General features: G+C 62.9%; 26 protein-coding genes and 3 tRNA genes. 13 read left to right on the forward strand and 16 right to left on the reverse strand.

All coding sequences use genetic code 11. The features are described 5' to 3' along the window. Window positions 1-8 precede the first annotated feature (8 nt). The 13 genes from Z052_RS19945 to Z052_RS15640 all read right to left on the reverse strand — a co-directional run bounded on the left by Z052_RS19945 (window position 9) and on the right by Z052_RS15640 (window position 12583). A complete protein-coding gene (locus Z052_RS19945) occupies window positions 9-260 on the reverse strand; it encodes a hypothetical protein (RefSeq protein ID WP_144050057.1) in 252 nt (83 codons plus the stop codon). 337 nt (window positions 261-597) lie between these two features. Beyond that, window positions 598-1722, reverse strand: a complete 1125-nt coding sequence (locus Z052_RS19950) for a hypothetical protein (RefSeq protein ID WP_144050058.1) — start codon at window positions 1720-1722, stop codon at window positions 598-600. Further along, window positions 1715-3424 carry a hypothetical protein gene (locus Z052_RS19955; protein WP_144050059.1) on the reverse strand — a complete coding sequence of 570 codons (1710 nt, stop codon included), beginning with the start codon at window positions 3422-3424 and terminating at the stop codon, window positions 1715-1717. The genes Z052_RS19950 and Z052_RS19955 overlap by 8 nt, the downstream gene beginning before the upstream one ends. 42 nt (window positions 3425-3466) lie before the next feature. Beyond that, entirely contained in the window at window positions 3467-5467 is a 2001-nt protein-coding gene (locus Z052_RS19960) for a hypothetical protein (protein ID WP_144050060.1), read from the reverse strand. Between the two features lie 81 nt (window positions 5468-5548). Next, window positions 5549-5998, reverse strand: coding sequence for a hypothetical protein (locus Z052_RS19965; protein ID WP_144050061.1), 450 nt, complete (start codon window positions 5996-5998; stop codon window positions 5549-5551). Between the two features lie 210 nt (window positions 5999-6208). After that, complete coding sequence (locus tag Z052_RS15605) at window positions 6209-6505, reverse strand: DUF3006 domain-containing protein (protein WP_049930723.1); 297 nt, start codon at window positions 6503-6505, stop codon at window positions 6209-6211. After that, on the reverse strand, window positions 6502-7959 hold the full coding sequence (locus tag Z052_RS15610) for a lamin tail domain-containing protein (RefSeq protein ID WP_094520869.1): 1458 nt from the start codon (window positions 7957-7959) through the stop codon (window positions 6502-6504). The genes Z052_RS15605 and Z052_RS15610 overlap by 4 nt, the downstream gene beginning before the upstream one ends. Before the next feature lie 144 nt (window positions 7960-8103). Then, a tRNA-Pro gene (locus tag Z052_RS15615) sits at window positions 8104-8174 on the reverse strand. 46 nt (window positions 8175-8220) lie between these two features. After that, window positions 8221-9393, reverse strand: a complete 1173-nt coding sequence (locus Z052_RS15620; protein WP_094520870.1) for a succinylglutamate desuccinylase/aspartoacylase family protein — start codon at window positions 9391-9393, stop codon at window positions 8221-8223. Window positions 9394-9416: 23 nt separating this feature from the next. Next, window positions 9417-10466, reverse strand: coding sequence for an RNA-guided pseudouridylation complex pseudouridine synthase subunit Cbf5 (locus Z052_RS15625; RefSeq protein WP_094520871.1), 1050 nt, complete (start codon window positions 10464-10466; stop codon window positions 9417-9419). Window positions 10467-10485: 19 nt separating this feature from the next. Further along, window positions 10486-11064: a (d)CMP kinase gene (cmk, locus tag Z052_RS15630; RefSeq protein WP_086219724.1), complete on the reverse strand. Its 579-nt coding sequence runs from the start codon at window positions 11062-11064 to the stop codon at window positions 10486-10488. Between the two features lie 108 nt (window positions 11065-11172). After that, window positions 11173-11553, reverse strand: a complete 381-nt coding sequence (locus Z052_RS15635; RefSeq protein ID WP_049930730.1) for a hypothetical protein — start codon at window positions 11551-11553, stop codon at window positions 11173-11175. Then, a complete protein-coding gene (locus Z052_RS15640) occupies window positions 11543-12583 on the reverse strand; it encodes a zinc-binding dehydrogenase (RefSeq protein ID WP_086215735.1) in 1041 nt (346 codons plus the stop codon). The genes Z052_RS15635 and Z052_RS15640 overlap by 11 nt, the downstream gene beginning before the upstream one ends. A 260-nt stretch (window positions 12584-12843) precedes the next feature. Between Z052_RS15640 and Z052_RS15645 the strand changes: the two genes are divergently transcribed. From Z052_RS15645 to rpsB, 13 genes are all read left to right on the forward strand, one after another. Beyond that, window positions 12844-12929: transfer RNA gene (locus Z052_RS15645), tRNA-Ser, on the forward strand. 55 nt (window positions 12930-12984) lie between these two features. Further along, window positions 12985-13506 (forward strand): 30S ribosomal protein S13, encoded by a 522-nt coding sequence (locus Z052_RS15650; RefSeq protein WP_049930734.1) that lies wholly within the window; start codon window positions 12985-12987, stop codon window positions 13504-13506. Then, on the forward strand, window positions 13503-14030 hold the full coding sequence (locus tag Z052_RS15655) for a 30S ribosomal protein S4 (RefSeq protein ID WP_006112313.1): 528 nt from the start codon (window positions 13503-13505) through the stop codon (window positions 14028-14030). Before Z052_RS15650 ends, Z052_RS15655 begins: the two co-directional genes overlap by 4 nt. A gap of 6 nt (window positions 14031-14036) precedes the next feature. Beyond that, window positions 14037-14426 (forward strand): 30S ribosomal protein S11, encoded by a 390-nt coding sequence (locus Z052_RS15660; RefSeq protein ID WP_004046448.1) that lies wholly within the window; start codon window positions 14037-14039, stop codon window positions 14424-14426. Window position 14427: 1 nt separating this feature from the next. Then, window positions 14428-15180: a DNA-directed RNA polymerase subunit D gene (locus Z052_RS15665; protein WP_049930736.1), complete on the forward strand. Its 753-nt coding sequence runs from the start codon at window positions 14428-14430 to the stop codon at window positions 15178-15180. 149 nt (window positions 15181-15329) lie between these two features. Beyond that, a tRNA-Leu gene (locus Z052_RS15670) sits at window positions 15330-15414 on the forward strand. Window positions 15415-15453: 39 nt separating this feature from the next. Continuing rightward, window positions 15454-15807 (forward strand): 50S ribosomal protein L18e, encoded by a 354-nt coding sequence (locus Z052_RS15675; protein ID WP_004595256.1) that lies wholly within the window; start codon window positions 15454-15456, stop codon window positions 15805-15807. Further along, complete coding sequence (locus Z052_RS15680; protein WP_008367868.1) at window positions 15804-16253, forward strand: 50S ribosomal protein L13; 450 nt, start codon at window positions 15804-15806, stop codon at window positions 16251-16253. Before Z052_RS15675 ends, Z052_RS15680 begins: the two co-directional genes overlap by 4 nt. Next, entirely contained in the window at window positions 16247-16645 is a 399-nt protein-coding gene (locus tag Z052_RS15685; RefSeq protein WP_004595258.1) for a 30S ribosomal protein S9, read from the forward strand. Before Z052_RS15680 ends, Z052_RS15685 begins: the two co-directional genes overlap by 7 nt. Window positions 16646-16657: 12 nt before the next feature. Continuing rightward, on the forward strand, window positions 16658-16852 hold the full coding sequence (locus Z052_RS15690) for a DNA-directed RNA polymerase subunit N (protein WP_006628058.1): 195 nt from the start codon (window positions 16658-16660) through the stop codon (window positions 16850-16852). Window positions 16853-16854: 2 nt separating this feature from the next. After that, window positions 16855-17034: a DNA-directed RNA polymerase subunit K gene (locus Z052_RS15695; RefSeq protein ID WP_049930742.1), complete on the forward strand. Its 180-nt coding sequence runs from the start codon at window positions 16855-16857 to the stop codon at window positions 17032-17034. Further along, the gene (eno, locus tag Z052_RS15700; protein ID WP_094520872.1) at window positions 17034-18236 is read left to right on the forward strand and encodes a phosphopyruvate hydratase; all 1203 of its coding nucleotides are present in this window, start codon (window positions 17034-17036) and stop codon (window positions 18234-18236) included. Before Z052_RS15695 ends, eno begins: the two co-directional genes overlap by 1 nt. A gap of 16 nt (window positions 18237-18252) precedes the next feature. After that, window positions 18253-19047, forward strand: a complete 795-nt coding sequence (rpsB, locus tag Z052_RS15705; RefSeq protein WP_049930745.1) for a 30S ribosomal protein S2 — start codon at window positions 18253-18255, stop codon at window positions 19045-19047. Between the two features lie 87 nt (window positions 19048-19134). Here the strand turns inward: rpsB and Z052_RS15710 are convergent, their stop codons facing one another. The 3 genes from Z052_RS15710 to ppk1 all read right to left on the reverse strand — a co-directional run bounded on the left by Z052_RS15710 (window position 19135) and on the right by ppk1 (window position 22703). Next, window positions 19135-19485 (reverse strand): DUF4870 domain-containing protein, encoded by a 351-nt coding sequence (locus tag Z052_RS15710; RefSeq protein WP_049930746.1) that lies wholly within the window; start codon window positions 19483-19485, stop codon window positions 19135-19137. A gap of 191 nt (window positions 19486-19676) precedes the next feature. After that, the gene (locus tag Z052_RS15715) at window positions 19677-20273 is read right to left on the reverse strand and encodes a mechanosensitive ion channel domain-containing protein (RefSeq protein ID WP_094520873.1); all 597 of its coding nucleotides are present in this window, start codon (window positions 20271-20273) and stop codon (window positions 19677-19679) included. 51 nt (window positions 20274-20324) lie between these two features. Then, window positions 20325-22703 carry a polyphosphate kinase 1 gene (gene ppk1 / locus Z052_RS15720; RefSeq protein WP_099289250.1) on the reverse strand — a complete coding sequence of 793 codons (2379 nt, stop codon included), beginning with the start codon at window positions 22701-22703 and terminating at the stop codon, window positions 20325-20327.

Raw genomic sequence — 22703 nt, forward strand, 5'->3', positions numbered from 1 at the left:
GATTAAATCTAACAATCTAAATCATCATCGAGACGGTCGCAAGCTATCACTTTCGACTTTTCGCTGTTGTCTGCTATCTTGAACCTACCAGTCCTAGTAAGATTTCGAACTTCAGATTGGTTCGGAACAAGCGTCTGCTCTACGATGTCCTGAATGAAACTACACACAGCAACATCAGATTGGATATCTTCGATGATGATATCTTGTCCAGTTCGCTTGTCTGTAACTATTCTGCCTTGGAACGGTTCGAGGTCGTCCATACCTGAGTCGACTCAACTATATCCTAAATATCATTTGACCAACAATATCTTTCGCAACTGGATAACTCAACCCCCACCACCTGAGCAATCACAAGTCGAAGATCTCCCCACTTTTTTCGACCATAGTTTTACACATGAGTATGACCGTATCTGTGCGTTTGTTCGTTTCCACAAGTACCCATAATGTGCGTACGGACGTATGCGGACATGCGTAGATGTATAGAATGAAAAATACAGCTAGCCACAGTTTCGATATTGAGCTATATCAGCGTAGATTGGAGATTGCGATGAATGACACCTAACGGAATAGCGTCGAATCTAACCCTGTTAGAAACGGTCAGTCGATATCGTTCTTCTCTCGGAACTCTTCAACTCGGTCGTAGACCTGACTCTTGCTGAGTCCGACTTTCTGCCCGACCTCTCGATACGACATATCCGTTTCCGAGTAGAGTAACCACAAACGACGATTGGCTTCTTCTTCTGTTGCTTCGACCTGTTCTTCCAACTCTTTGACTCGGTCATCCTCTTCACCTTCGCCATCGATATCATGAGTCCAGTTCCCCGCTCCACCGTAGTCCACCTGTGTCTCTGGAACGTTTCGAGTTCGGAATCTCACATCCTCTGGCTCACCGTTCTCATCAGTACTCTCAGCAAACTGCATTCGATACGGTTGGGTATCGCTTGGTTTGTGTCTCACCTTGAACCGATTCCTGATTTCAGGAGCAACAAGACGTTGTGATGTCATCAGGATGTGAGCGTTGTTGTGACGCATCAGCTTGATTCTGTCACCGAGTGCATCTGCTCTCTGCGTACTCCTACCAGTACCCCCAAACAGTTGATCCCCTTCGTCTAGGGCTACTACTATCTCCCAGTCAGACTTGCTTCCGTACTCATCAACCAATTCATCCAGTTTGCTCGTCCTATCTACATTCTCGAACTTATCCAGATTTGTTGTTTCAGGAACTACGTCAACATTAGAAATACCAAGAATATTCTTATCGGTCTCTCTTTTGATGACTCTCGGTGCGATTAGAAATCCTTCCTCCATCATCCAAGACGACTTACCAGCACCCTCATCGCCGTTTATTAGTGATTTCTGAACTGCGTTCCCATCAATACGATTTGACCACTGTGATTCGACATACTCAGTTACGTTGTAGAAGGTGTCATCACCATCGTCTACACCTTTGTAGAACGCCAGTTTGGACATATTCTCGTCGTCTAATGCGTTGTTGAGAGTATTAGCACCAGTACCGTCAGCTACGGCATTCGGTATCGCTGTATCGTCAAAATTGGGATGCTCATCGCTGATGTCAAGAGCAGTTATGATAGTGGATACAGACCTGCGAGCATGTTCATCCTCTATAAGTTGTAATATCGGATGAGGAGCAGGCTCACCTCGGTCTCGCCTGCCTTCCATCGTTTCCCGCAGATACGCCTCGTTGATTCCTTCACTATCCATCGTCATCACCCGCATCTAAGCGGTCGTACTCACCCTGAACTGCTTTCTCGCCCTCAATCGCCTTTCTCCGTTCTCGCTCAAGTTCGTTCTCAAGTTCCTTCTCTTTCTGACGGTAGGACTCTGATTGAGAATCAAGGACATCAGAGATTGGTGTGCCAGTTAGGGCTTTGTCAAGACCTTCAGCGATATCCCGAGCTTCCTGCATTCGAATCTTACTGCGAATCATCGACTCGTTCTTAGACCAGTGCAATCCTTCCTTCGCCATCTCAGACATATCCTGAACAACGACCATCGCCTTGATTGGGTCATCCAGAACCTCGTTTATCCAAATCTCCCCACCAGTCTCCTCGTCATTTCCAACATCAACAAATTCGACTGTTTCTGGAACGTTGTCTTGAATCTCCTCGTACATCTCCTGACCCTTGTCCGAGAGATTCCAGACAAAAGCAGGCTCAATCTTTTGATTCTCTCGGTCGAACGCTGAAGCAAGATAATTTTTATCTCCTTGTTCATTCCTTGCGACAGGCATCTGTCCATCAATAGAGTCTGCGTATCTTTGCTCCAGTAATCCATCTCTGGCAATAAAGTCAGCAACCACTTCACCATTTTCAGCGAATACAGTTAGTTCCTCAATTGATGGCTGGTACAATCTGCTTAGAATCCACTTGACGAAGGTTGGGCAGATGAATACGTATGTGATAGTGAAGAATCCGATGAAGCTGACGAGATAGTCATTCGGAGCAGGCAAGCCTAGCTGTATCGATGTGAAAGTCTGCAACACATATAACAGAGCGATAATTCCTGCTAAGAGGTACAAGATACGCCTGATGGTGAAGAACCGATTCAGAACCTCCAGTACTCCATCATCAGGATTGTCGCCCTGTTCTGCTGTTTTGACGGTGTCTTGAACTGACCCACTAATATTACCCTTGGCGTACGCAGATTCAGGTCTGAACTTATCGAGGAGCTTTGCCATCTTGAGGTAGAACCGAATCAGGTAGTAGATGATGGACAAGACGGCTCCGCCTGCAGATGTCCACAAGAGCGTTCCTCTAAGGTTCTGAATGATTGGCGGTGGAGCAGATACTATCGATGCATACGCTCCTTCTTCGGTGATGAGATTGACTGTCGTTGTACTGTCCGAACCTACTGGAATCGGAATCTGTGTGCTATTTCGGTCTGCCCTAAATGTCGCTGTACCTTGTGCTGTGATGCTGGCTGACTGCTGACGCCTGTTGACTTCTGTTGCGAAGTACGTCGCATCAACATCTTCAGAAGCGTTATATTGTACGTTCACAACTCCTTTTTGGAAATTAAAATCTCTACTCTGAATCGTAACTGAACCCAAAATCTTGTCTCCGTTCTCGGTTACTTCAGCTTGTGTAAAATTCTGGGTCTGGGCTTCGAACGTCGTACCTCCACCACCAGTATCGGCTTCGACAGGCTCGGATTGATTGAGGTACTGTTGAGCCTCAGAACGGAGATCTCCAAATCGTTGAGACGCATTACTGTTGACCCAACTTCGAACCTGCTGATAAGACTGTTCAGTATTGTCTCCTGCTTGTATAATCGTCTGTATCGTCTGTGCTTTGTCCTGTGGTGTGTGTTCGTCTGCAACTGCTATCGTTGCCGTTAATGTGATTACACTTGTTAGTACTACGATAGTTAGAAAAAATAAATACAATACTAATCGTTTGTTCATGCTAATAAGAAAGATTCGGAAGTGTAAAATAGTTTATATGAGTTATAAAACTCTGCTGTATAGGATGATGGCGACCGCTCCTAGGACTACTACTGTTCCAGCACCATTACCACCAGGGAGTATTGGTGGGAATTCAAGGTCATTATCCTGTGCGGAGTCAACGGTATCGATGGTTACGTCAACCGACTCTTGTATTGCGTTAGCCTGCTTCGACAAGTCCGTTGAGAGCAGGTCGAAGGTCTGGATATCAACATCATCTACTGACTCACCATCCTCAACTATATCATCTATCTTCACATCTCCGCTCAGTTCGTAGACCTCTGCGTTGTCAGGATTAACGACAAGCGTTCGGGATACGTCCGAAGCGTTGAACGTATCGTTGACAGCAAGCTGACTGCTGTTGTCCGTCTGATTCATCAGCGTCTGCAGGTCAGTCGAGAACAGCACTACCTCGTTGTACTGCGTTCCGTCTCCGTTAGTGAGGTTGATTCGGGTATCAGACGGTTGTGCTACGCTATCGTAGATACCTGCGTACTGCGACAGTACAGCGTCTGTGTCGTTCGCATCGACGTTGTCGACGTTGAATATCGACAAGTCTTCTGTGACATTTTCAAAGTCCGTAGCAGATAGATTATCATCGTTTGCTACCGTCTTGATTGTGTCATTCCAAGTGTTGCTCGCATGCGTACTTACAGTATTGTAAACTGCATCAGACCTGCTATCCCGAGTCTCGATGATATCGATAGTGCGACTGAATTGGACAGGTTCGACTCGGTCGTAAATCCCGCTTGTTGGAGTATCGATGTAGAGCTTCGAACCGTTCTGATAATCCATCGGCTGATATCCACTACCTGTGTTGACGTACGGTAGTGCCACTTGAAGTGGTGCTTCTGTGGCGTTCGAATAGCTACTAGCGACAGATACGTTGATACCTGTTAGGTTGGCTGTGCTGTTGTTGTGTGTGAACGAGATCTCTGCCTCTGGCGAAGCTACATCAGCAGGGTCGAGCGTTACATCTTGATTATAATTTGTTAGATCTGGAGCTTCTGACAGGTTATTAGCGAACACACCATTATCATCATATACATTAAGTGCAGATTCATAAACATCATTAGCATCTACATCAACATTTTTAAATAACAACGCACTCCCATCACCAGAGAAGTCAATATTTTCTGTTATACCACCACCAGTACCGTTAATCGTACCATCTTCAAACCTTATATCATTCCCATCATTTGTTATACCGTAACCATATGCGGATGATGTATCCCATTTTAATTTGTAACCATTCAAGTCAACAACTACATCTTGATTTAGATTTTTGTCATCATTCTGCTGTCCTACTACTGTTATATTATTCTGGAACTCTATTCTATCAGCTGTTTTTCTTAGGGCATCATCTAATTCTTGCTCATTTGATACCTTAGCAACATTCTGTACGTAGTAATCGCTACTGTAGTTAGCCGAATCTAGCTTCTGAATCTGATTCTTAGCTAGGTCGTAGGTGTGGTAATTGTGCTTCTCTACGATGTTGGTATTTGTACCCCACAAATAATCGCTGACAGCATTTTCTGCTGTTACAACTGTCTCAGATTCGCTGGTTAGGTTATCCGCTTCGTTGATGAGACGGTTGTTGACAACTTGTACACCACTACCTTCGATTGTGTTGAGGTCATTATCGATACCGTCTGCCCAACTATCGTACGAACCTTCTGCAGATATCGATGCGTCATGTACGTCTGTGCGTATGACATCATCAGCTTCCGATGCGTTGATTTGCGATTCTGCAAAGTACTGACCTACTTCTACACCCTTATAGAATCCATACGAACCCGCTACAGAACCAGCGATTACTGATGCTCCGATGACGGCAGGAATAAGAGCTTCAGCTTGATTCGGAGTGACATCTACAGGATTATTACTCAACCCGATTTTGTGCGTTCCATCTGGTTGTTCGAGTAGCTTCACATCGCTGTGCTGTTCTACTTGTTCACCTGTCTGTACGTAGTTGTCCGCCTGTAGAGCAGGAGGAGCTACCATATACGCCATAATCAGGACTAACGAAATCACAATCGTCAGACCGTAAGATTTGATTTTGCTATGCATATTGAATCACTTTGATTAGGACATCTTCATCGAGTTTCCATTATATTCTGTTCGACCGAGTACGTACGCACCTCCTGTGCTGATGATGAACGCACCAAGTTCGGTTAGCTGGTTGTAGTGGACTACTCCCGAAACTGACGGGAAGAATATCGGAGCGACGAGAATCAGTAGCGTACCGCCAAACAGGATCTGCTCTGGAGTAGACCATCCATCCCAAACTCCCATATCGAATCCTTCAGCGATAGCTAGTCCAATCAGACCTCCAACCGAAAATACAGTTGCATACGTTATGATGGCTGTACTGCCGATTAGCGGTACTTGGACGCTCAGTAGTTGAGTCGACATTCCATATCCGAGTACGGACAAAGAACCGACTCCGCTGGTTACTAATGCTCCCAACGTAAAAACCGCAAGTGCAATTATTTCAACTACGCTGAGGGTGTCAAATTGTTCAGTAATACCCATAGTGAAATAAAATACCCTGAAATCCTAAAAGAAGGGAATATATCTCAAATAAATGAGTCTGTAATTGCTCTACCCCTACCAGTAGAGCAAGTATGAACCTTCTTAGACTTACAGTATCATTACGATTCTGATGACTGCTCCGTCCAGTCGGCCATTACCGAAGCAAGGAGCGAGCCGCGTTTAGTGGTTGCGGAGCGACCGGCGCCGCCCTTACGCCCCCTCGTCGGACGGCGGTCGCTCCGAGAGCCGATCGAACCGGTCCTGCGCCGCCTCGGCGCGGCGCTCCGTCTCCTCGGGCTCGTACGAGGCGGCCTCGATACGCCCGCCGTCGAGCGTCACTGACAGGACCGCGTCGGCATGCCCTCCGTCCGGCGGAAGCCGCGAGGCGTCCAGCACCGCGTCCCCCACCTCGTCGCCGTCGCGCTCGAAGAACACGGTCGCGAGCCCGTCCTCGACGCCGTCCACGACCGCGGTGTACTCGCCGTCGGGGAGATCGATACCGGTCATTCGTAGCTCACCGCAAGCACGCGTTCCCCGGCGGCGTTCGAGAGTATCACCGTGTCGCCGGCGTTGTTCCAGACCGGTGACCCCGCCCCCCAGTACAGCTCGGCGTCGGTGTCTGCGCCGCTCCCCGTCCGGAGCGTCACCGTCGCGCCCGCGTCGAGCGTGTATCCCTCCGGGAACGCGTAGCTGTGCGCCGCCTCGTCCGCGACCGTCCACCCGGACAGGTCGATCGGCTCGTCGCCCGCGTTCTCGAAGACCACGTACTCGTCGTTCAGGTTCTCGCTGTCGTCGCCCTCGGCGTCCGCGTTGATCGCCGCGACTTCCAAGGCTGCGGCCGGATCGGTCGACGCCGTCTCGTCCCCTCCGTCAGTGTCGCCGCCGTCGTCGTCGGCGTCGCTGTCGTCGTCGGCTCCGCCTCCGGAACCGCCGTCGACCGGGTCGCCGCCGAGCCGAGCGCGTTCGACGACCTCGCCGCCTGCCCCGGGTTCGATCGGCTCGCCGTCGCGCACCGCGAGCGGGTCGGTGGGCGCGTCGCGCTGCGTCCGCACGGAGACGCCGTTCCCGTCGCTCACGAGGACGACGGTCCCGTGCGTCGCGGTCCAGTAGGTCGGGAGCGACCGGTCCGCGAACCGCCGGAGGACCTCCTCTGTCGGGTGACCGTACTGGGAGTCGTACGCGCTCGACACGACGACCGCCCGCGGTCCCACCGCGTCGAGGAACTGGCCGCTCGACGAGCTCGACGAGCCGTGGTGGCCGGCCTTCAGCACGGTCGACTCCAGTTCCGACCCGTACGCGTCGATCAGGTACGCTTCTTGATCGTCTTCGGCGTCGCCGGACAGCAGGAAGCTCGTCTCGCCGTGGGTGAGCCTGAGCACGACGCTGTTCTCGTTGCGCGCTTCGCCTTCGAGGTACGGCTCGGGCGGCCCGAGCACGTCGACGCCGACCGCGCCGAACGAGATCGCGTCGCCCTCGCGCGTCTCGTACAGCGTCACGTCGTGCTCCTCGACCGCGTCGAGGTACTCGGCGTAGGTCTGCGTGCTCGCGGCGATGCCGGGGTCGTAGACGGCACCGATCCCGTCGGCCTCCGTCTCGTAGTGCTCGATGATCGCCGCGTTGCCGCCGATGTGGTCCGCGTCGTTGTGCGAGGTGACGAGGTGGTCGATCCGCGTGATGTCGTGCCGCCGGAGGTACTCCAGCACGTACTCGCCATCGTCGTTGTAGTGACCCGTGTCGACGAGCATGGTCGCTCCCTCCGGCCCGACGACGAGCGTGCTGACCGACTGCCCGACGTTGATGAAGTGGACCTCGACGGTGCCGTTCGCCGCCTCGGCCGCCGTCTCGTCGCCCGCGTCCGGTCCCGTCGGCGCCTGATCGCCGGGTACCGCGCCGGCACAGCCCGCGAGGAAGATGATCCCCGCGAGCAGGAGGATCCGGAACGCACCGCCCGTTCGTTTCATGTTTCGTTGATATTCTACACGGGCAAAGAGGTACGCATCCGTTACCGACCCGCACGTGTACTGTCCCGGATCGCGTCGCACCGTCCGCGAAGAGCGACAGCGGTCGCGCTAGCCGCATCCGGACGGTCCGCGTAGAATTCCGTATGGGACCGCTGAGAGTCGAACTCAGGTCATACGGACCCCATCCGCATAGGATACCACTACCCCACGGTCCCTGACTACACGCTGAAAAACGACGGTCCGGTAATTAAGGACTTCGCTTCAGTCGTCGCCGTCCCGCGGGACCACGAGGTCGCCCGCGTCCCGCACCGCGAGGCTCCCGATCGCGTCGCCCTCGTAGACGGCCAGCCCCTCGGCGCGACCGAGGACGTACCCGTCGCGGTCCGCCTCGACCGTCCCGCGCTCCGCGCCCGCGGCGTCGACCACGCTCGCGAGGACATCTCCCTCGTCGAACGCGTCCCCGGCCGCCACCCGGTGCCGGACGAGTCCGGAGATATCGGTCGTCGGCCCGCGGAAGCGCCGCACGGGAAACTCGACAGGGGCCGGGGCCACGCCGACCCCGGGCTCGCTAGCCGACTCGGGTACTTCGTCGAGGAGCCCGAGTTCGACCGCGACGCCGACGACGCCCGCGACGCCAGCGTCGAGGAGCGCGTCGTCGACGACGCTGTGGGCGCCGAGCTCCGCCGTGAACGCCGGGATCCCCGCCTCGTTGAGTACGGCGCCCGCGGTCGATCGCTGGAGGTTCTCTTCGACGTACTCTGCGGTGGGATACTCCCGGACCACCGGAAGCCCGAACGCCTCGACGAGTCGGCCGAGGTCCTCAGAGAGCGCGGCCGCCTCGGCCTCATTCCGTCGGTCACCGTACAGCACGCGGTCGCGGATGGCGAACGGCTCGCTACCGACGCCCGCGGTGTGACAGTCGATCAGTGCGTCCGCGGTCGCGTCGGTGCCGACCGCGTCGACTGAGAACTCGTTCCCCTCGTCCGACGACTCGCCGGTGATCGCGGCGTACAGCCGGGCGTCGATCCGCTCTTGGAGCTTCGGCGGGCGGGCCGACTCCGCGTCGGCGTCCGGGAAGTGCCGGTTCGGGTCCTCGTCGGCGTAGTACGTCTCTCGCGCGTTCCGGCGCAGGCCGGCCGGGGAGACGACGGGCACGACGACGACAACGCCGGCGAGGTCGGCGAGGCGGTCGCCGAAGGTCGCGACCGCGTCCTGGACGACCGCGACGCCCGTCGCCTCGTCGCCGTGGACGCCGCCGGTGAGCCACAGCGTCGGCCCGTCGGCGGCGCCGTTCGCGACCGCGACCGGGAGCCGTTCCGTGCCGCCGGTCGGCAGGTCCCCGACGGTGAGCCACCCGCGGTCGAGCGTTCCGGGCTCGGCGCTCGCGCTCCCGACGGCTACCACTCCGCCTCCGTCTGCGTCCGGCTCGTCCATGTCCGCATCTGGGGGCGGCGAATTTATAAAAGAACGCGCTCCAAGGCGACGACCGTCCCGTTCTCGGCGTCCGGGTCGCCGACGATGCGCCCGAGGCAGACCGCGGTGCCGTCCGGCGTGAAGCACGCGGCGAGCGGCGGGTCCGGGTCCGTGTCGCGGTCAGTCGGCGCGTCGCCATCCGTGTCGGTCGGCGCGTCGCCATCCGTGTCGGTCGGCGCGTCGCTATCGGTCGACGCGTCGTCGCGGACCGCCGCCGGGATCGCCGCGTCGTCGACGTCGATCACGCCGGGCGCGTACACGGGAGCCCCGGTCGCGACGCTGCGGGCGGCCGACCGGGCGACCGTCACCGCGGGGAGGTGGGCGAGGGCGTCCTCCGCCGGGCGGACCACCTCGCGGAGGAGCGCGTCGTCGCCGTCCCCGGCCCACGCGAGCGCGTCCACGAGGTCCTGAAGCGTGCGGAGGTCGCGGTCGTCGAACGGGTCCGTGGCGCTGCGCCGGAGGTGTCCCATGTGCGCGCCGCCCCCCGTCGCGAGTCCGATGTCGTGACACAGCTTCCGGACGTACGTCCCCGACTCGCAGCGGATCCGGAGGAGCGCTCGGCGGTCGGCGACCTCCAGCAGGTCCAACTCGTGGACCGTCCGCGTGCGGAGCCGACGGCTCACGGCGCTCTTCCGCGGCGGCTTCTGGTAGATCTCGCCCTCGAACTCGGCGACGACTTCCCGGAAGTCCGACGGGGGTGACCCGTGGAGCTCCAGCACCGCGACGTACTCCTTTGCCCCTTCGAGGAACACCTGCGCCATGCGCGTCGCGTCGCCGGTCAGCGTGGGGAGACAGCCAGTGACCTTCGGATCGAGGGTCCCCGAGTGAGCGACGCCGCGGGTCGGCGGCCCCTCGGGGTCGAGCGTCGCGAGCGTCTCGTCTATGGCGTCCCGCACCCACGCCGACACTTGGTGCGAGGAGGGCCCGGCGGGCTTGTCGAGGTTGACGACGCCGAACCGGAGCAGCTCCGGCACCGACCGCTCTCCGGGAGGCGCTCTGAGCGGGTCGGGGTCGGCGTCGGAAGGGTCTGTCATGCGGAGGTCAGTCGCGGGTTCAGAAGTCGTACACGACGCCGTCGACGGGCGCTTTCCCCTCGTCGTCGTCGGGGTCGTACGCTTCGACGGTCGCGACGAGGACGTTGAGGAAGCGCTCGGGCCCCCAGCGGGCGGTGTTGTACGCGGCGTCGTAGATCGAGAGGTCTTCGATGTCGATGTTGTAGTACTCCCGGTACCGCTTGCGCTCGGAGGCCTCGCGGCGCTCCGTCTCCGTTCGCGCGCGGTCGGTCGGCTTCGCCTCGCGCTCCGCGATCCGCTCCGCGCGGACCGACAGCGGCGCGTCGAACCAGAACCGGAAGTCGGCGTGGTCGGCCGCGAGCCACCCGGCGAGCCGCGATTCGAGGACCACGTCGTCGCGCTCGACGGCGATCTCGCGGAGCCGGCGGTCGAGGTCGCGGTCGATCTGCGGGTCCTCCTCGGCGAACTCGTTGAACTCGACCGGCGTCATGTCGCGTTCGGCCGCCATCTCGCGGAAGATGTCGCCGCCGGAGACGTGCCCGAGACCGAGCGCGTCCGCCAGCTGGACGGCGTTGGTGCTCTTCCCGCTTCCAGGCGGGCCGGAGACGGTGATCAACATATCACCACTGCGCGGGTGTCGTTCAAAACGGTTGTCGTTCGGCTGCGGGAGCGCGCGCCCGTCGGCGCCCGTGTCGAGGACTCGCTCGCCGTCACCGACCCGGCTCGCTCACGCCTCGGGGTCGGCCGTCGCGGCCGTCATCGACCAGACGGCGACGAGGCCGAGCAGGAGCGCGGGGACAAGCGGCAGCACGAGGTACGTGGCGAAAAAGGGGAGCCCGAACCACCCGGCCGCGTACGGATACGCGTAGATGATCCCGGGGATGACGATAGCGCAGACGAAAAGCGCCGCCGTCAGCGCCCACCCCTCGCGGCCGAAGCCGTCGGCCGCCGGCTCCCGACCGGCCGACTCCGACGGCCCCGTACCGTCGGCGCCGCCGCTCTCGCCCTCCGGGGCGTGGACATAGCCGCCGTCGGTAGTGCCGTCGGCACCCGCGGCCGCGTCGCGATCGGCCGCGTCGCCGTCGGCCGCGTCGGTCTCAGAGCTCACTGTCGGGTCTAACCACCACTTTGCCAAAGCCCTCACGGTTCTCGATCATCTCGTGTGCGCGCGCGGCCTCGCTCATCGGGAGGACCTCCCGGACGCGGGGCTCGAAGGTCCCGTCCCAGACCAGTTCCAGGACATCGTCGACCTCGCCCGGCGTCGCCATCGTCGAGCCGATGACGGAGAGCTGGTTCCAGAAGATTCGGTTGAGCCCCGCGCCCGGGTTCGGGCCGGTGGTCGCGCCGCAGGTGACGAGCCGGCCGCCCTTCGCCATCGACTTCAGCGAGTTCGGGTAGGTCGCCTCGCCGACGTGGTCGACGACGACGTCGACGCCTCGTTTGCCGGTGAGCGCCGCGATCTCGTCCGCGAAGTCGTTCGCCTCGTAGTCGATGACGTGGTCGGCGCCGCAGTCCTCGGCGTGCGCGAGCTTCTCCTCGGTGGAGGCGGTCGCGAACACCTCACAGCCCGCGTGGTCGGCGATCTGGACCGCGGCGTGGCCGACGCCGCCGGAGGCGCCCAAGACGAGCACCTTCTCGCCCGCCTCGATGTCCGCGCGCGTCTGGAGCATCCGCCACGCGGTCTGGAACACGAGCGACGCGGAGCCGGCGACCTCCCAGTCGACGCCGTCGGGGACCGGGACGAGGTTCTCGGCCGGGACCGACGCCTTCTCGGCGTGGACGCCGCGGACGTGTTCGCCGATGATGTGGAAGGAGACGCACAGCGACTCCTCGCCGTTCCGGCAGAACTCGCAGTTGCCGCAGGAGACGCCGGCGCTCACGGCGACGTGGTCCCCAGGCTCGAAGCGCGTCACGCCCTCACCGACGGCCTCCACGACGCCCGCGGCGTCGCTCCCCGGGATGTGCGGCATCTCCACGTCGATGCCGGGCATTCCGCGGCGAGTCCAGACGTCGAGGTGGTTCAACGCCCCCGCCTTGACGTCGACGAGCACCTCGCCGCGGTCGGGGTCGGGCTCGGGGAACTCGCCGTACTCGATCACGTCGCGGTCGCCGTGGTCGGCGAACTGAACGGCCTTCATATTCGGACCCTCCCGCGGGACCCACTAAACAGTACGCCTCACGGAAACGAGCGACGCGACCATCGAACCGGCGCGGCCACCGGACTGACGCGACCATCGAACCGGCGCGGCCCGCGGGACGACGCTCGCAGCCACCGTGCGAGTCGCCCACAGCGACCCGACCGTTTCGTGATGTTTAAGTACCGAAAGCGGGAGCATACGAACGCACGAACTGTAGGGGCGTCGGGCCCCGAGTCCGAGAGGGCGATGATACAACGCGGGTTGCGGTAGCCAAGCCTGGCCCAAGGCGCAGGGTTGCTAACTCTGTGGCGTCACTGCCTCCGGGGTTCGAATCCCCGCCGCAACGCTCGAACGGACGAGTACCGCCGGATCGCGCCGGTAGGGCTCACCACAACCAACACATGAGCACGGAAGAACCACAGGACGACTCGCCGGAGGAGGAGGAAGACCTCCAGTACTTCGTTCGGATCGGGGGCGCGGACCTCGACGGGACGAAGACGGTCGAGCGAAGCCTGTCCGAACTCGACGGCATCGGCACGCGCACGGCGCGGCTGGTCGCCGAGAAGGCCGACGTGGACCGAAACGCCACGTTCGGGCTCCTCGACGAGGAGGATATCGACGCGGTGGTCGACATCGCCGAGAACCTCGAAGACCACGTCCCGTCGTGGATGACGAACCGACAGAACGACTTCTTCACCGGAGAGACGACGCACCTCGTCGGCACGGACGTCAACGAGAAGCGGCGCCACGACATCAACCGGATGAAGATCATCGAATCGTACAAGGGCGTGCGCCACAAGCGCGGGCAGAAGGTCCGCGGCCAGCGCACCAAGTCCACGGGTCGCTCGGAGGGGACCATCGGGGTCAACGTCGAGGAGATCCGCGAGGAGATGGAAGACGACGAGGGCGGTGACGACGAATGAGCACCGGAAAGAACACCAAGGGCTACGAGACGCCGAACCACCCGTATCAGGGCGAGCGCATCGCCGAGGAGTCCGACCTCCTCTCGCGGTACGGTCTGAAGAACAAAGAGGAGTTCTGGCGCGCCCAGTCCGAGCTGCGCAACATGCGCCGAGAGGCCCGACGGCTGCTCGGCGAGGCGCAGGGTGACGTCGACGCCGCACAGGACGCCGGCGCGGAGTTCGTTACGCGGCTCCGCCGGATCGGCATCCTCGGCGACAACGACGACATCTCGACGGTCCTGTCGCTCGACGTGACCGACCTGCTGGAGCGTCGCCTCCAGACGGTCGTCTACCGACAGGGCTTCGCCTCCTCGACCCAGCAGGCCCGCCAGTTCATCGTCCACGGCCACATCACCGTCAACGGCGCCCGCGTCACGCGCCCGTCGGTGAAGGTGGACGTCGACGACGAGGGCGCCATCGCCTTCGACGAGACGAGCCCGCTCGCGGACGATCTCCACCCCGAGCGCGCGGAGTCACAGGAGTAACCAACCATGAGTGAATCCGAGGACGGAAAGTGGGGCATCGCCCACGTGTACGCGTCGTTCAACAACACGCTCATCACGGTCACCGACGAGACGGGCGCCGAGACGATCGCCAAGTCGTCCGGCGGCACCGTGGTGAAGCAGAACCGCGACGAGGCGTCGCCGTACGCCGCCATGCAGATGGCGGAGGTCGTCGCCGAGCGCGTCAAGGACGCCGGGCTGGAGGGCGTGCACGTTCGCGTGCGCGGTCCCGGCGGCAACCTCAACAAGTCCACCGGTCCCGGTGCGCAGGCGACGATCCGCGCGCTCTCGCGGGCGGGCGTCGAGATCGGGCGCATCGAGGACGTCACGCCGATCCCGCACGACGGGACGAAGGCGCCGAAGAACAAGCGAGTCTGACATGACCGAAGACGAATTCGACGTCCAGTACGTCGAACGGGACGAACGCAGCGCGCGGGTGCTGATCCGCGGGCTCACGCCGGCGTTCGCCAACGGCATCCGCCGCGCGATGATCGCCGACGTCCCGACGTTCTCGATCGACACCGTCCGGTTCGTCGAGAACTCCTCGGTCATGTTCGACGAGATGATCGGCCTGCGGCTGGGGCTCGTGCCCCTGACGACGCCGCTCGACGACTTCGATATCGGCGACGAGGTCACCCTCGCGCTCGACGTCGAAGGTCCGGCGACGGCGTACTCCGGCGACATCGAGAGCAGCGACCCGCTCGTCGAGGTCGCCGACGAGAACGTTCCGATCATCGAGCTGAAGGAGGGACAGCGGTTGGAGTTCGAGGCCGACGCGGTCCTCGACACCGGCAAGGAGCACGCCAAACACCAGGGCGGCGTCTCCGTCGGCTACCGCCACCTCCAGCGCGTCTCGGTCGAGGGCGACCGCGGCGAGTTCGACGACGACGAGCCGAACATCCTCCGCGGCGTCATCGAGACGCCGGACGGGGAGATCGAGCTCACGGACGAGTTCGACAACGACCTCTCGGAACGGTTCCCCGGCAAAGAGGTCGCGGTCGAGGACGTGCCGGGCGCGTTCGTCTTCCACATCGAGACGGACGGCTCGTTCGACGTCGAGGAACTGTTGCTCCGCGCGATCGACTCCATCGAGGAGCGCGCGGACGAACTACAGACGAAAGTCGCAGTATAAGGAAATGACGGCCCTTCGAACCACCCCCCTGACCGTCGCCCTCGCCGGCAGCCGCGGCGCCGCTCCGACCGACGGAGCGCGCGCGGCCGACCGCGGGGACGCCGGGACCGAAAGTGGTTTGAAGGGAGCCGGAATACGGTGGAGTGCACGCAGGGATAGCCAAGTCAGGCCAACGGCGCAGCGTTCAGGGCGCTGTCCTGTAGAGGTCCGCAGGTTCAAATCCTGCTCCCTGCACTCCGTTTTCCACGAACTCTCCGTTCAGGAGGGACAGCTATGAGTAGCAAGACGAATCCGAAACTACAGAACCTCATCGCCGATCTGAAGTCGGTCTCGCGTGACTCCGGTGCCAACGTGTGGCAGGACGTCGCCGACCGACTGGAGAAGCCACGGCGCACGCACGCTGAGGTCAACCTGGGCCGTATCGAACGATACGCGCAGGAAGACGAGACGGTCGTCGTCCCCGGCAAGGTGCTGGGCAGCGGTGTGCTCGAAACGAACGTTACCGTCGCCGCCGTCGACTTCTCCGGAACCGCCCGGACGAAGATCGACCAGGCCGGCGAAGCGGTGACGCTGGAACAGTACGTCGAACAGAACCCCGAAGGAAGCAACGTGCGGGTGATCCGATGAGTCTCGCGAAGATCGACGCGGACGTCGTCGTCGACGCCCGCGACTGTATCCTCGGTCGCGTCTCCTCGGAGGTCGCCCAGCGCGTCCTCGCCGGGGAGACCGTCGCCGTCGTCAACGCCGAGCGCGCCGTCATCACCGGCAACGAGGAGGCGACGATGGAGACGTACCACAAGCGCGCGGAGCTCGGCTCGGACAGCGGGCCGTACTACCCCAAGCGCCCCGACCGAATCTTCAAGCGCGCCATCCGCGGCATGCTGCCGTACAAGTCGGAGGACGGCCGCGAGGCGTTCTCGAACGTGCGCGTGTACGTCGGGAACCCCTACGAGCGCGACGAGGACGTCGAGAGCGTCGTCCTCGACGGCACCTCGCTCGACCGCCTCTCGAACATCAAATTCACCACGCTCGGGGAGATCTCCGAGTCTCTGGGAGCCAACGTCACATGGTAACGAACACCTCAGGCAAGAAGAAGACGGCCGTCGCCCGCGCCACCGTGCGCGAGGGCGAGGGTCGCGTTCGCATCAACTCCCAGCCAGTCGAGCTGGTCGAACCGGAGCAGGCGCGGCTCAAGATGCTGGAGCCGTTCCGCATCGCGGGCGAGGAGCTCCGCGACGGCGTCGACATCGACATCGACGTCGAGGGCGGCGGCTTCAGCGGGCAGGCGGACGCGACGCGGACCGCCATCGCCCGCGGCCTCGTCCAGCACCTCGGCGACGCCGAGCTGCGCGACGCGTACATGAACTTCGACCGCACCCTGCTGGTCAACGACGTGCGCCAGTCCGAACCCAAGAAGTGGGGCGGACCCGGCGCGCGCGCTCGCTACCAGAAGTCCTACCGCTGAGGTGATCCAGTCATGATGATCCCCGTCCGGTGTTTCACGTGCGGCAACGTCGTGGGTGAACACTGGGAAGAGTTCAAAGAGCGGGCTCGCGAGGGCGACGAAGACCCCGGCGAGGTGCTCGACGACCTCGGGGTCGACCGGCACTGCTGCCGGCGCATGCTGGTGAGCCACCGCGACCTCGTGGACGTCGTCTCGCCGTACCAGTAACCATGTCAGGACAGCGATACAATCGATACGAGAAGGCACGCATCCTCGGCGCGCGAGCGCTACAGGTGTCCTACGGGGCGCCCGTGCTGATCGACACGGACCAGACGGAGCCGATACTCGTCGCCGCGGAGGAGTACGACGCGGGCGCGCTCCCGTTCACCGTGCGGAGGGAATCCAACTAATGACCCGAATTACCAGCGTCTCGTTGCGTCGCGTGCTCGACTCGCGCGGAAACCCGACGGTCGAGGCCGACGTGCTCACCGAGTCCGGCGGCTTCGGCCGTGGGGCGGCGCCTAGCGGGGCCTCGACCGGGGAGTACGAAGCGATCGAACTGCCGGCGAGCGAATCCATCGCGAAGGCCCGCGAACACGCGGTCCCGCGCCTCGAGGGCGTCTACGCCGGCGACCAGCGCGCGGTCGACAGCGCACTCCGCGCCGCCGACGGGACGGACGACTTCTCCGCCATCGGCGCCAACAGCGCGGTCGCCATCTCGATGGCGGCCGCGAAGGCCGCCGCCGACGTGCTCGGCGCACCGCTGTACCAGCACCTCGGCGGGGCGTTCCGCGGCGAGAACTTCCCGATCCCGCTTGGCAACGTCGTCGGCGGCGGAGAGCACGCCAAGGAAGCGACCCACATTCAGGAGTTTCTCGCGGCGCCCGTCGGCGCGCCGAGCGTCTCGGAGGCCGTCTTCGCGAACGCCGCGGTCCACGCGGCGGTCGCGGACGTGTTAGACGAGCGCGGCGTGCCCGCGGCGAAGGGCGACGAGGGCGCGTGGGCGCCCCCCATCTCGGACGCCGACGCGTTCGAGGTCGTCGACGAGGCGGTCGACCGCGTCGAGGAAGACGTGGGCTTCGAGATCCGCTTCGGTCTCGACATGGCCGCGGCCGAACTGTACGACGACGAGGTCGAGGCGTACGTCTACGGCGACGAGACGAAGTCGGCCGACGAGCAGATCGAGTATGTCGCTGGCCTCGTCGACGAGTACGACCTCGCGTACGTCGAGGACCCGCTCGACGAGAACGACTACGAGGCGTTCGCGGAGTTGACCGACCGGGTCGGCGACCGGACGCTGATCTGCGGGGACGACCTGTTCGTCACCAACGTCGAGCGGCTCCAGGACGGCATCGACGCCGGCGCGGCCAACAGCATCCTCATCAAGCCGAACCAGATCGGGACGCTGTCGGACGCGTTCGACGCCGTCGAGCTCGCCGCCCGCAACGGGTACGAGATAGTCATCTCTCACCGTTCGGGCGAGACCGAGGACACCACCATCGCACACCTCGCCGTGGCGACCGACGCCGGTTACATCAAGACCGGGACGGTCGGCGGCGAGCGAACCGCCAAGCTGAACGAACTGGTCCGCATCGCGGACGACGCGGTATGACGGGCCCACACCACGCATGAGCGAAGACAACGACGCGGTCGAACTCGACGACGACGCGGAGACCGAGGCGGTCGACGCGGCGGTCGAGGAGGAGGCCGACACGACCGAGGAACCGACCGCCGACGCGGCCGAGACGGCCGCCGACGCCGAGAGCGAGACCGCCGCGGGCGACGACGAAGCGGACGAGGAGGAGGCCTCCCCGTTCGACGACGACGTCATGCCCGACGACGACGTCGACCTGCTGATCCCCGTCGAGGACTACCTCTCCGCGGGTGTCCACATCGGGACCCAGCAGAAGACGAAGGACATGGAGCGGTTCATCCACCGCGTCCGCGACGACGGGCTGTACGTCCTCGACGTGAGCCTGACCGACCAGCGGATCCGCACGGCCGCGGACTTCCTCGCGAACTACAACCCCGAGCAGATCCTCGTCACATCCTCGCGGCAGTACGGTCGGTTCCCGGCCGAGAAGTTCGCGGACGCCATCGGCGCCCGCGCCCGCACCGGTCGCTTCATTCCGGGCACGCTGACGAACCCCGACTACGCCGGCTACATCGAGCCGGACGTGGTCGTGGTCACCGACCCCATCGGCGACGCGCAGGCCGTCAAAGAGGCCATCACCGTCGGTATCCCGGTGATCGCGATGTGCGACTCCAACAACCAGCTGTCGAACGTCGACCTCGTCATCCCGACGAACAACAAGGGTCGGCGCGCGCTGTCGGTCGTCTACTGGCTCCTCGCCAACGAGACGCTCGACCGCCGCGGCGCCGACACGGTGTTCGCCCTCGAAGACTTCGAGGACGAGCTCTAAGCCGGCCGCGTTTTTCTTCGACGCTTCTTGTTTCGTCCGTTCACCGCTCGGAGAGCCGTCGGCGAATCGATCCGCGGCGCGACGCGCTCAGACGATATCGGGCGTGAACGGGTACGAATAGACCCGCCCGTCGTTGGCCTTCACCGTTGCCACGAGGACCAAGACTAGGTCGACGACGCCGATAATCGGGAACAGCAGGAGGCCGATGAACACGAAGCTCAGGACGGCGGCAATCATGAGCGCGGCGAAGACGACGATCTGGAAGTTCAGCGAGTTCTTCGCGTTCCGCTCGACGAGTTCGTCGTTGTCGTCCGCGAGGATCAGGAAGAGAATCGGGCCGAGGAACGACGCGAAGAGCGACGAGGCGTGCGACAGCGCCGCTAGCGTCGTGTCCCCGTCGACGGTCCCGTCGCCGGTCTCAGTTGCTGTGGTTGACATAGTGGGATGGCGGTTTCGGAGCAGATTGATAAATTTTCGGAGACCGACCGGAATACACGGAGGCGGCAGTCGACAGCCACGCTCAAGCCGGCGCCCGTCGCCGACTGCGACCGATCGGTCGTCGGTCGGTCCCCCGCTCAGTCGGGCGTCGGCCGGTCCCCCTCTCAGTCGGGCGTCGGCCGGTCCCCCGCTTAGTCGGTCGTCGACGGCTCGCTGTCGGTCGGTTCGTCGACCGCCCCGCCCGTCGTCTCCTCGGGCACGTCGTGGGTCCACCGCGGCTCTATCTCTCGGTTCGCCATCACGATCCGGTCGCCGCCGTCGGTGTCGATCCGCGTCTTCCGGAGTTCGATGGCGGCGACCGTTCCCGTCACGCCCTTCGACTCGACGCGGTAGCCGACGTTGAAGTCCGGGTCCCGCAGGAGGTAGACGCCCGCCACCGTGTCCTCGATCATCTCGGAGAGCGCGTAGGAGACCCCGAGGGCGATGAAGCCGACGGCGGTGCCGAGGCTCGCCGCGATGTCGCCCATGCCGACGACCTTCAGGAACGTGAGCGCGACGCCGAACCAGAGGAAGACGGCGACGAGCGTGCCGATGAGGTCGCCGACCAGCTCGCGGTCGCCGACGTACAGTCGCTCGATCGAGCCGCGGACGACGGAGAGGACGACCCTGACCGTCAGGTACGCCAGCGCGAGGAAGATCAGCCCCGAGAGCAGCCGCGGTACCGCGACGACGAGCCCCTCGACGAAGTTCGAGAGCGACCGGGAGACGAGCGACGGGATCTGCGTCATGCCGAACCGCACACGGCCAGGGGTGGAAAAGGTAGGGGCGACCCGACCGCGTCAGTTGGCGTCCGTCTCGGAGGTGAACACGCCGTCGAGGTCGACGCTCGGATCGCGGCGCGGTTCCGTCTCGCGCCCCGACCGCTCGTCCGGGGCGCGCTTCCGCGCGCGGCGCATGAGGACCTCGTGGGTGTCCCGCGACTCCTCGTCCGGCCCGGGGCGCGCCTGGACGTAGCTCCCGTCGGCCCGCATCTCCCAGCGGCGCCGGTTGTCGTCGAGCATCGTCGAGAGCACCCCGTCGAGGCCGTCGCGCCGGTCCAAGTTCCGCGTCATCCAGTCGGCCGACCCGATGTAGTACTCCGGATCCCCTGCGTTGCCGAACCGGAAGATGCGCGAGTGTTCGAGGAACCGCCCGACGACGCTGTGGACCCGAACGGTCTCCGTGGCGCCGTCGACCCCCGGGCGGAGCCGGCAGATCCCGCGCACGATCAGGTCGATCTCCGCGCCGGCCTCGGCCGCCTCGTACAGGCGCTCGACGACGCCCGGGTCCTCCAGGGCGTTCATCTTCGCGACGATGCGCCCCCCGCGCCCGGCGAGGGCGTGGTCGCGCTCGCGGTCGATCAGTTCGTAGAGCCGCTCGCGCAGCGTCTCGGGGGCGACGAGCAGCTTCCGGTAACTCCGGTTGCGCGAGTGGCCGGTGAAGGAGTTGAACAGCCGGACGAGGTCCTGGCCGACGTCGTGGTCGGCGGTGAACAGCCCGAGGTCGACGTACCCCTTCGCGGTCCCCGAGTGGTAGTTGCCCGTCGCGACGTGCGAGTAGAGCCGGACGTCGTCGCCCTCCTCGCGCACCGCGAGCGCGACCTTGCTGTGGGTCTTGAGGTCGACGGTGCCGTACGCGACGTGGATCCCTTCCTCCTCCAGCCGCTTCACCCACCGGAGGTTGTTCTCCTCGTCGAACCGCGCCTTGAGTTCGACCATCACCGCGACTTGCTTGCCGTTCTTCGCGGCGTCGATGAGGCTCCCGAGCACCCGCGAGTCGGGCGCGGTCCGGTATATCGCGGCCTTGATCGCGAGCGTGTCCGGGTCGTGCGCCGCGGCGTCGAGGAACGTTTGGACGGTGTCGGTGAAGGAGTGGTACGGGTGGTGGACGAGCGCGTCCCGCCCGCGGATCGACTCGAACAGCTCCTCCGGCTGTTTCGGGTCGAGGCCGACGAACCGCGGGTGCTGTTGGGGCGTCCACGCCGGACGTTTTAACTCGGGCGCGTCGAGGTCGAAGAGGCCCTCGAAGTCGGAGAGCGCCAGCGGGGCGCGCCGTTCGAACACCTCCCGGTCGTCGACGTCGAGGTGCTCGACGAGGAGGTCGCGGACCGCGGGCGGGGTGTCCTCGTCGATCTCGATGCGGACCAGCGTCGCGAAGCGCCGCTCGCGGAGCACGTCCTCGATCCGCTCTATCAGCCCCTCCGCAACGTCCTCGTTGCGCCTGACCTCGGCGTTGCGCGTCACGCGGAACGTCGAGTGGTCGACGATTTCCACGTCCGGGAACACCAGATCGAGGTTGGCGGCGATGACGCGCTCGACCGGGACGGCCCGCGTCTCGCCGTCCGCGGGGTGATCCGGCCCGGCCGGGACCAGCCGCGGGAGGTTCTCTGGGACCTTGATCCGCGAGAAGCGGACCGTCCCGTCCGGCTTGCGGGTGCGGACCGCGAGCGATAAAGAGAGGTTCGAGAGGAACGGGAACGGGTGCGCCGGGTCGAAGGTGAGCGGCGTGAGCGTGGGCAGCACCGACGACTCGAACCGGTCTCTGAGGTGGTCGACCTCCTCGGGGCTCAGGTCGTCGTACCCGAGCACCTCCACGCCGGCCTCGGCGAGGGCCGGCTTCACCGCCTCGTGGTAGCACTGCGACTGCGCCTCGAACAGGTCCGCCGCCATCGAGAGCGCGTCGGTCCACTGCTCGCGCGGCGTCGCGCCGTCGACGGTCGGCTCCGTCGTCCCGGCGTCGATCTGCTGTTTGAGGCCGCCGATCCGCTTCATGAAGAACTCGTCGAGGTTCTGCGTCAGGATCGAGAGGAACCGGAGCCGCTCGAGCGGCGGCTGGCGGTCGTCGGTCGCCTCGTGGAGGACGCGCCACTGGAAGGAGAGCTCCGAGAACTCGCGGTTGAGGTACCACCGGTCGTCGTCGAACGGCTCGCCGGCCGGCGGCGGGTCGGCCGCGATCGGCGGGGTCTGCGGCGGCACGGCCGTCTGCCACGTCTCGGGCGAGAGGACGACGGCGTCGTCCTCGTCGGGAGCGGGCTCGGGTTTGGCGTCCGCCCCGTCCGACCCGGTTTCGGGGTCGCCGTCGCCCGCATCGGCCTCCCGCTCGCCGTCCACGCCCCCGTCGGGCGGCGTCTCGCGCTCGGCGTCGTCGTCTTCATCGGCCGTGCGCTCCGGACCGCTCAT

Origin of the sequence: Halorubrum sp. C191, assembly GCF_002727095.1 — an archaeon.
Taxonomy (GTDB): domain Archaea; phylum Halobacteriota; class Halobacteria; order Halobacteriales; family Haloferacaceae; genus Halorubrum; species Halorubrum ezzemoulense.

Coding starts and splice junctions, on each gene's coding strand:
- Z052_RS19945 (WP_144050057.1), bottom strand. CDS start 260: ATGGACGACCTCGAACCGTTCCAAGGCAGAATAGTTACAGACAAGCGA.
- Z052_RS19950 (WP_144050058.1), bottom strand. CDS start 1,722: ATGGATAGTGAAGGAATCAACGAGGCGTATCTGCGGGAAACGATGGAA.
- Z052_RS19955 (WP_144050059.1), bottom strand. CDS start 3,424: ATGAACAAACGATTAGTATTGTATTTATTTTTTCTAACTATCGTAGTA.
- Z052_RS19960 (WP_144050060.1), bottom strand. CDS start 5,467: ATGGTAGCTCCTCCTGCTCTACAGGCGGACAACTACGTACAGACAGGT.
- Z052_RS19965 (WP_144050061.1), bottom strand. CDS start 5,998: ATGGGTATTACTGAACAATTTGACACCCTCAGCGTAGTTGAAATAATT.
- Z052_RS15605 (WP_049930723.1), bottom strand. CDS start 6,505: ATGACCGGTATCGATCTCCCCGACGGCGAGTACACCGCGGTCGTGGAC.
- Z052_RS15610 (WP_094520869.1), bottom strand. CDS start 7,959: ATGAAACGAACGGGCGGTGCGTTCCGGATCCTCCTGCTCGCGGGGATC.
- Z052_RS15620 (WP_094520870.1), bottom strand. CDS start 9,393: ATGGACGAGCCGGACGCAGACGGAGGCGGAGTGGTAGCCGTCGGGAGC.
- Z052_RS15625 (WP_094520871.1), bottom strand. CDS start 10,466: ATGACAGACCCTTCCGACGCCGACCCCGACCCGCTCAGAGCGCCTCCC.
- cmk (WP_086219724.1), bottom strand. CDS start 11,064: ATGTTGATCACCGTCTCCGGCCCGCCTGGAAGCGGGAAGAGCACCAAC.
- Z052_RS15640 (WP_086215735.1), bottom strand. CDS start 12,583: ATGAAGGCCGTTCAGTTCGCCGACCACGGCGACCGCGACGTGATCGAG.
- Z052_RS15650 (WP_049930734.1), top strand. CDS start 12,985: ATGAGCACGGAAGAACCACAGGACGACTCGCCGGAGGAGGAGGAAGAC.
- Z052_RS15655 (WP_006112313.1), top strand. CDS start 13,503: ATGAGCACCGGAAAGAACACCAAGGGCTACGAGACGCCGAACCACCCG.
- Z052_RS15660 (WP_004046448.1), top strand. CDS start 14,037: ATGAGTGAATCCGAGGACGGAAAGTGGGGCATCGCCCACGTGTACGCG.
- Z052_RS15665 (WP_049930736.1), top strand. CDS start 14,428: ATGACCGAAGACGAATTCGACGTCCAGTACGTCGAACGGGACGAACGC.
- Z052_RS15675 (WP_004595256.1), top strand. CDS start 15,454: ATGAGTAGCAAGACGAATCCGAAACTACAGAACCTCATCGCCGATCTG.
- Z052_RS15680 (WP_008367868.1), top strand. CDS start 15,804: ATGAGTCTCGCGAAGATCGACGCGGACGTCGTCGTCGACGCCCGCGAC.
- Z052_RS15685 (WP_004595258.1), top strand. CDS start 16,247: ATGGTAACGAACACCTCAGGCAAGAAGAAGACGGCCGTCGCCCGCGCC.
- Z052_RS15690 (WP_006628058.1), top strand. CDS start 16,658: ATGATGATCCCCGTCCGGTGTTTCACGTGCGGCAACGTCGTGGGTGAA.
- Z052_RS15695 (WP_049930742.1), top strand. CDS start 16,855: ATGTCAGGACAGCGATACAATCGATACGAGAAGGCACGCATCCTCGGC.
- eno (WP_094520872.1), top strand. CDS start 17,034: ATGACCCGAATTACCAGCGTCTCGTTGCGTCGCGTGCTCGACTCGCGC.
- rpsB (WP_049930745.1), top strand. CDS start 18,253: ATGAGCGAAGACAACGACGCGGTCGAACTCGACGACGACGCGGAGACC.
- Z052_RS15710 (WP_049930746.1), bottom strand. CDS start 19,485: ATGTCAACCACAGCAACTGAGACCGGCGACGGGACCGTCGACGGGGAC.
- Z052_RS15715 (WP_094520873.1), bottom strand. CDS start 20,273: ATGACGCAGATCCCGTCGCTCGTCTCCCGGTCGCTCTCGAACTTCGTC.
- ppk1 (WP_099289250.1), bottom strand. CDS start 22,703: ATGAGCGGTCCGGAGCGCACGGCCGATGAAGACGACGACGCCGAGCGC.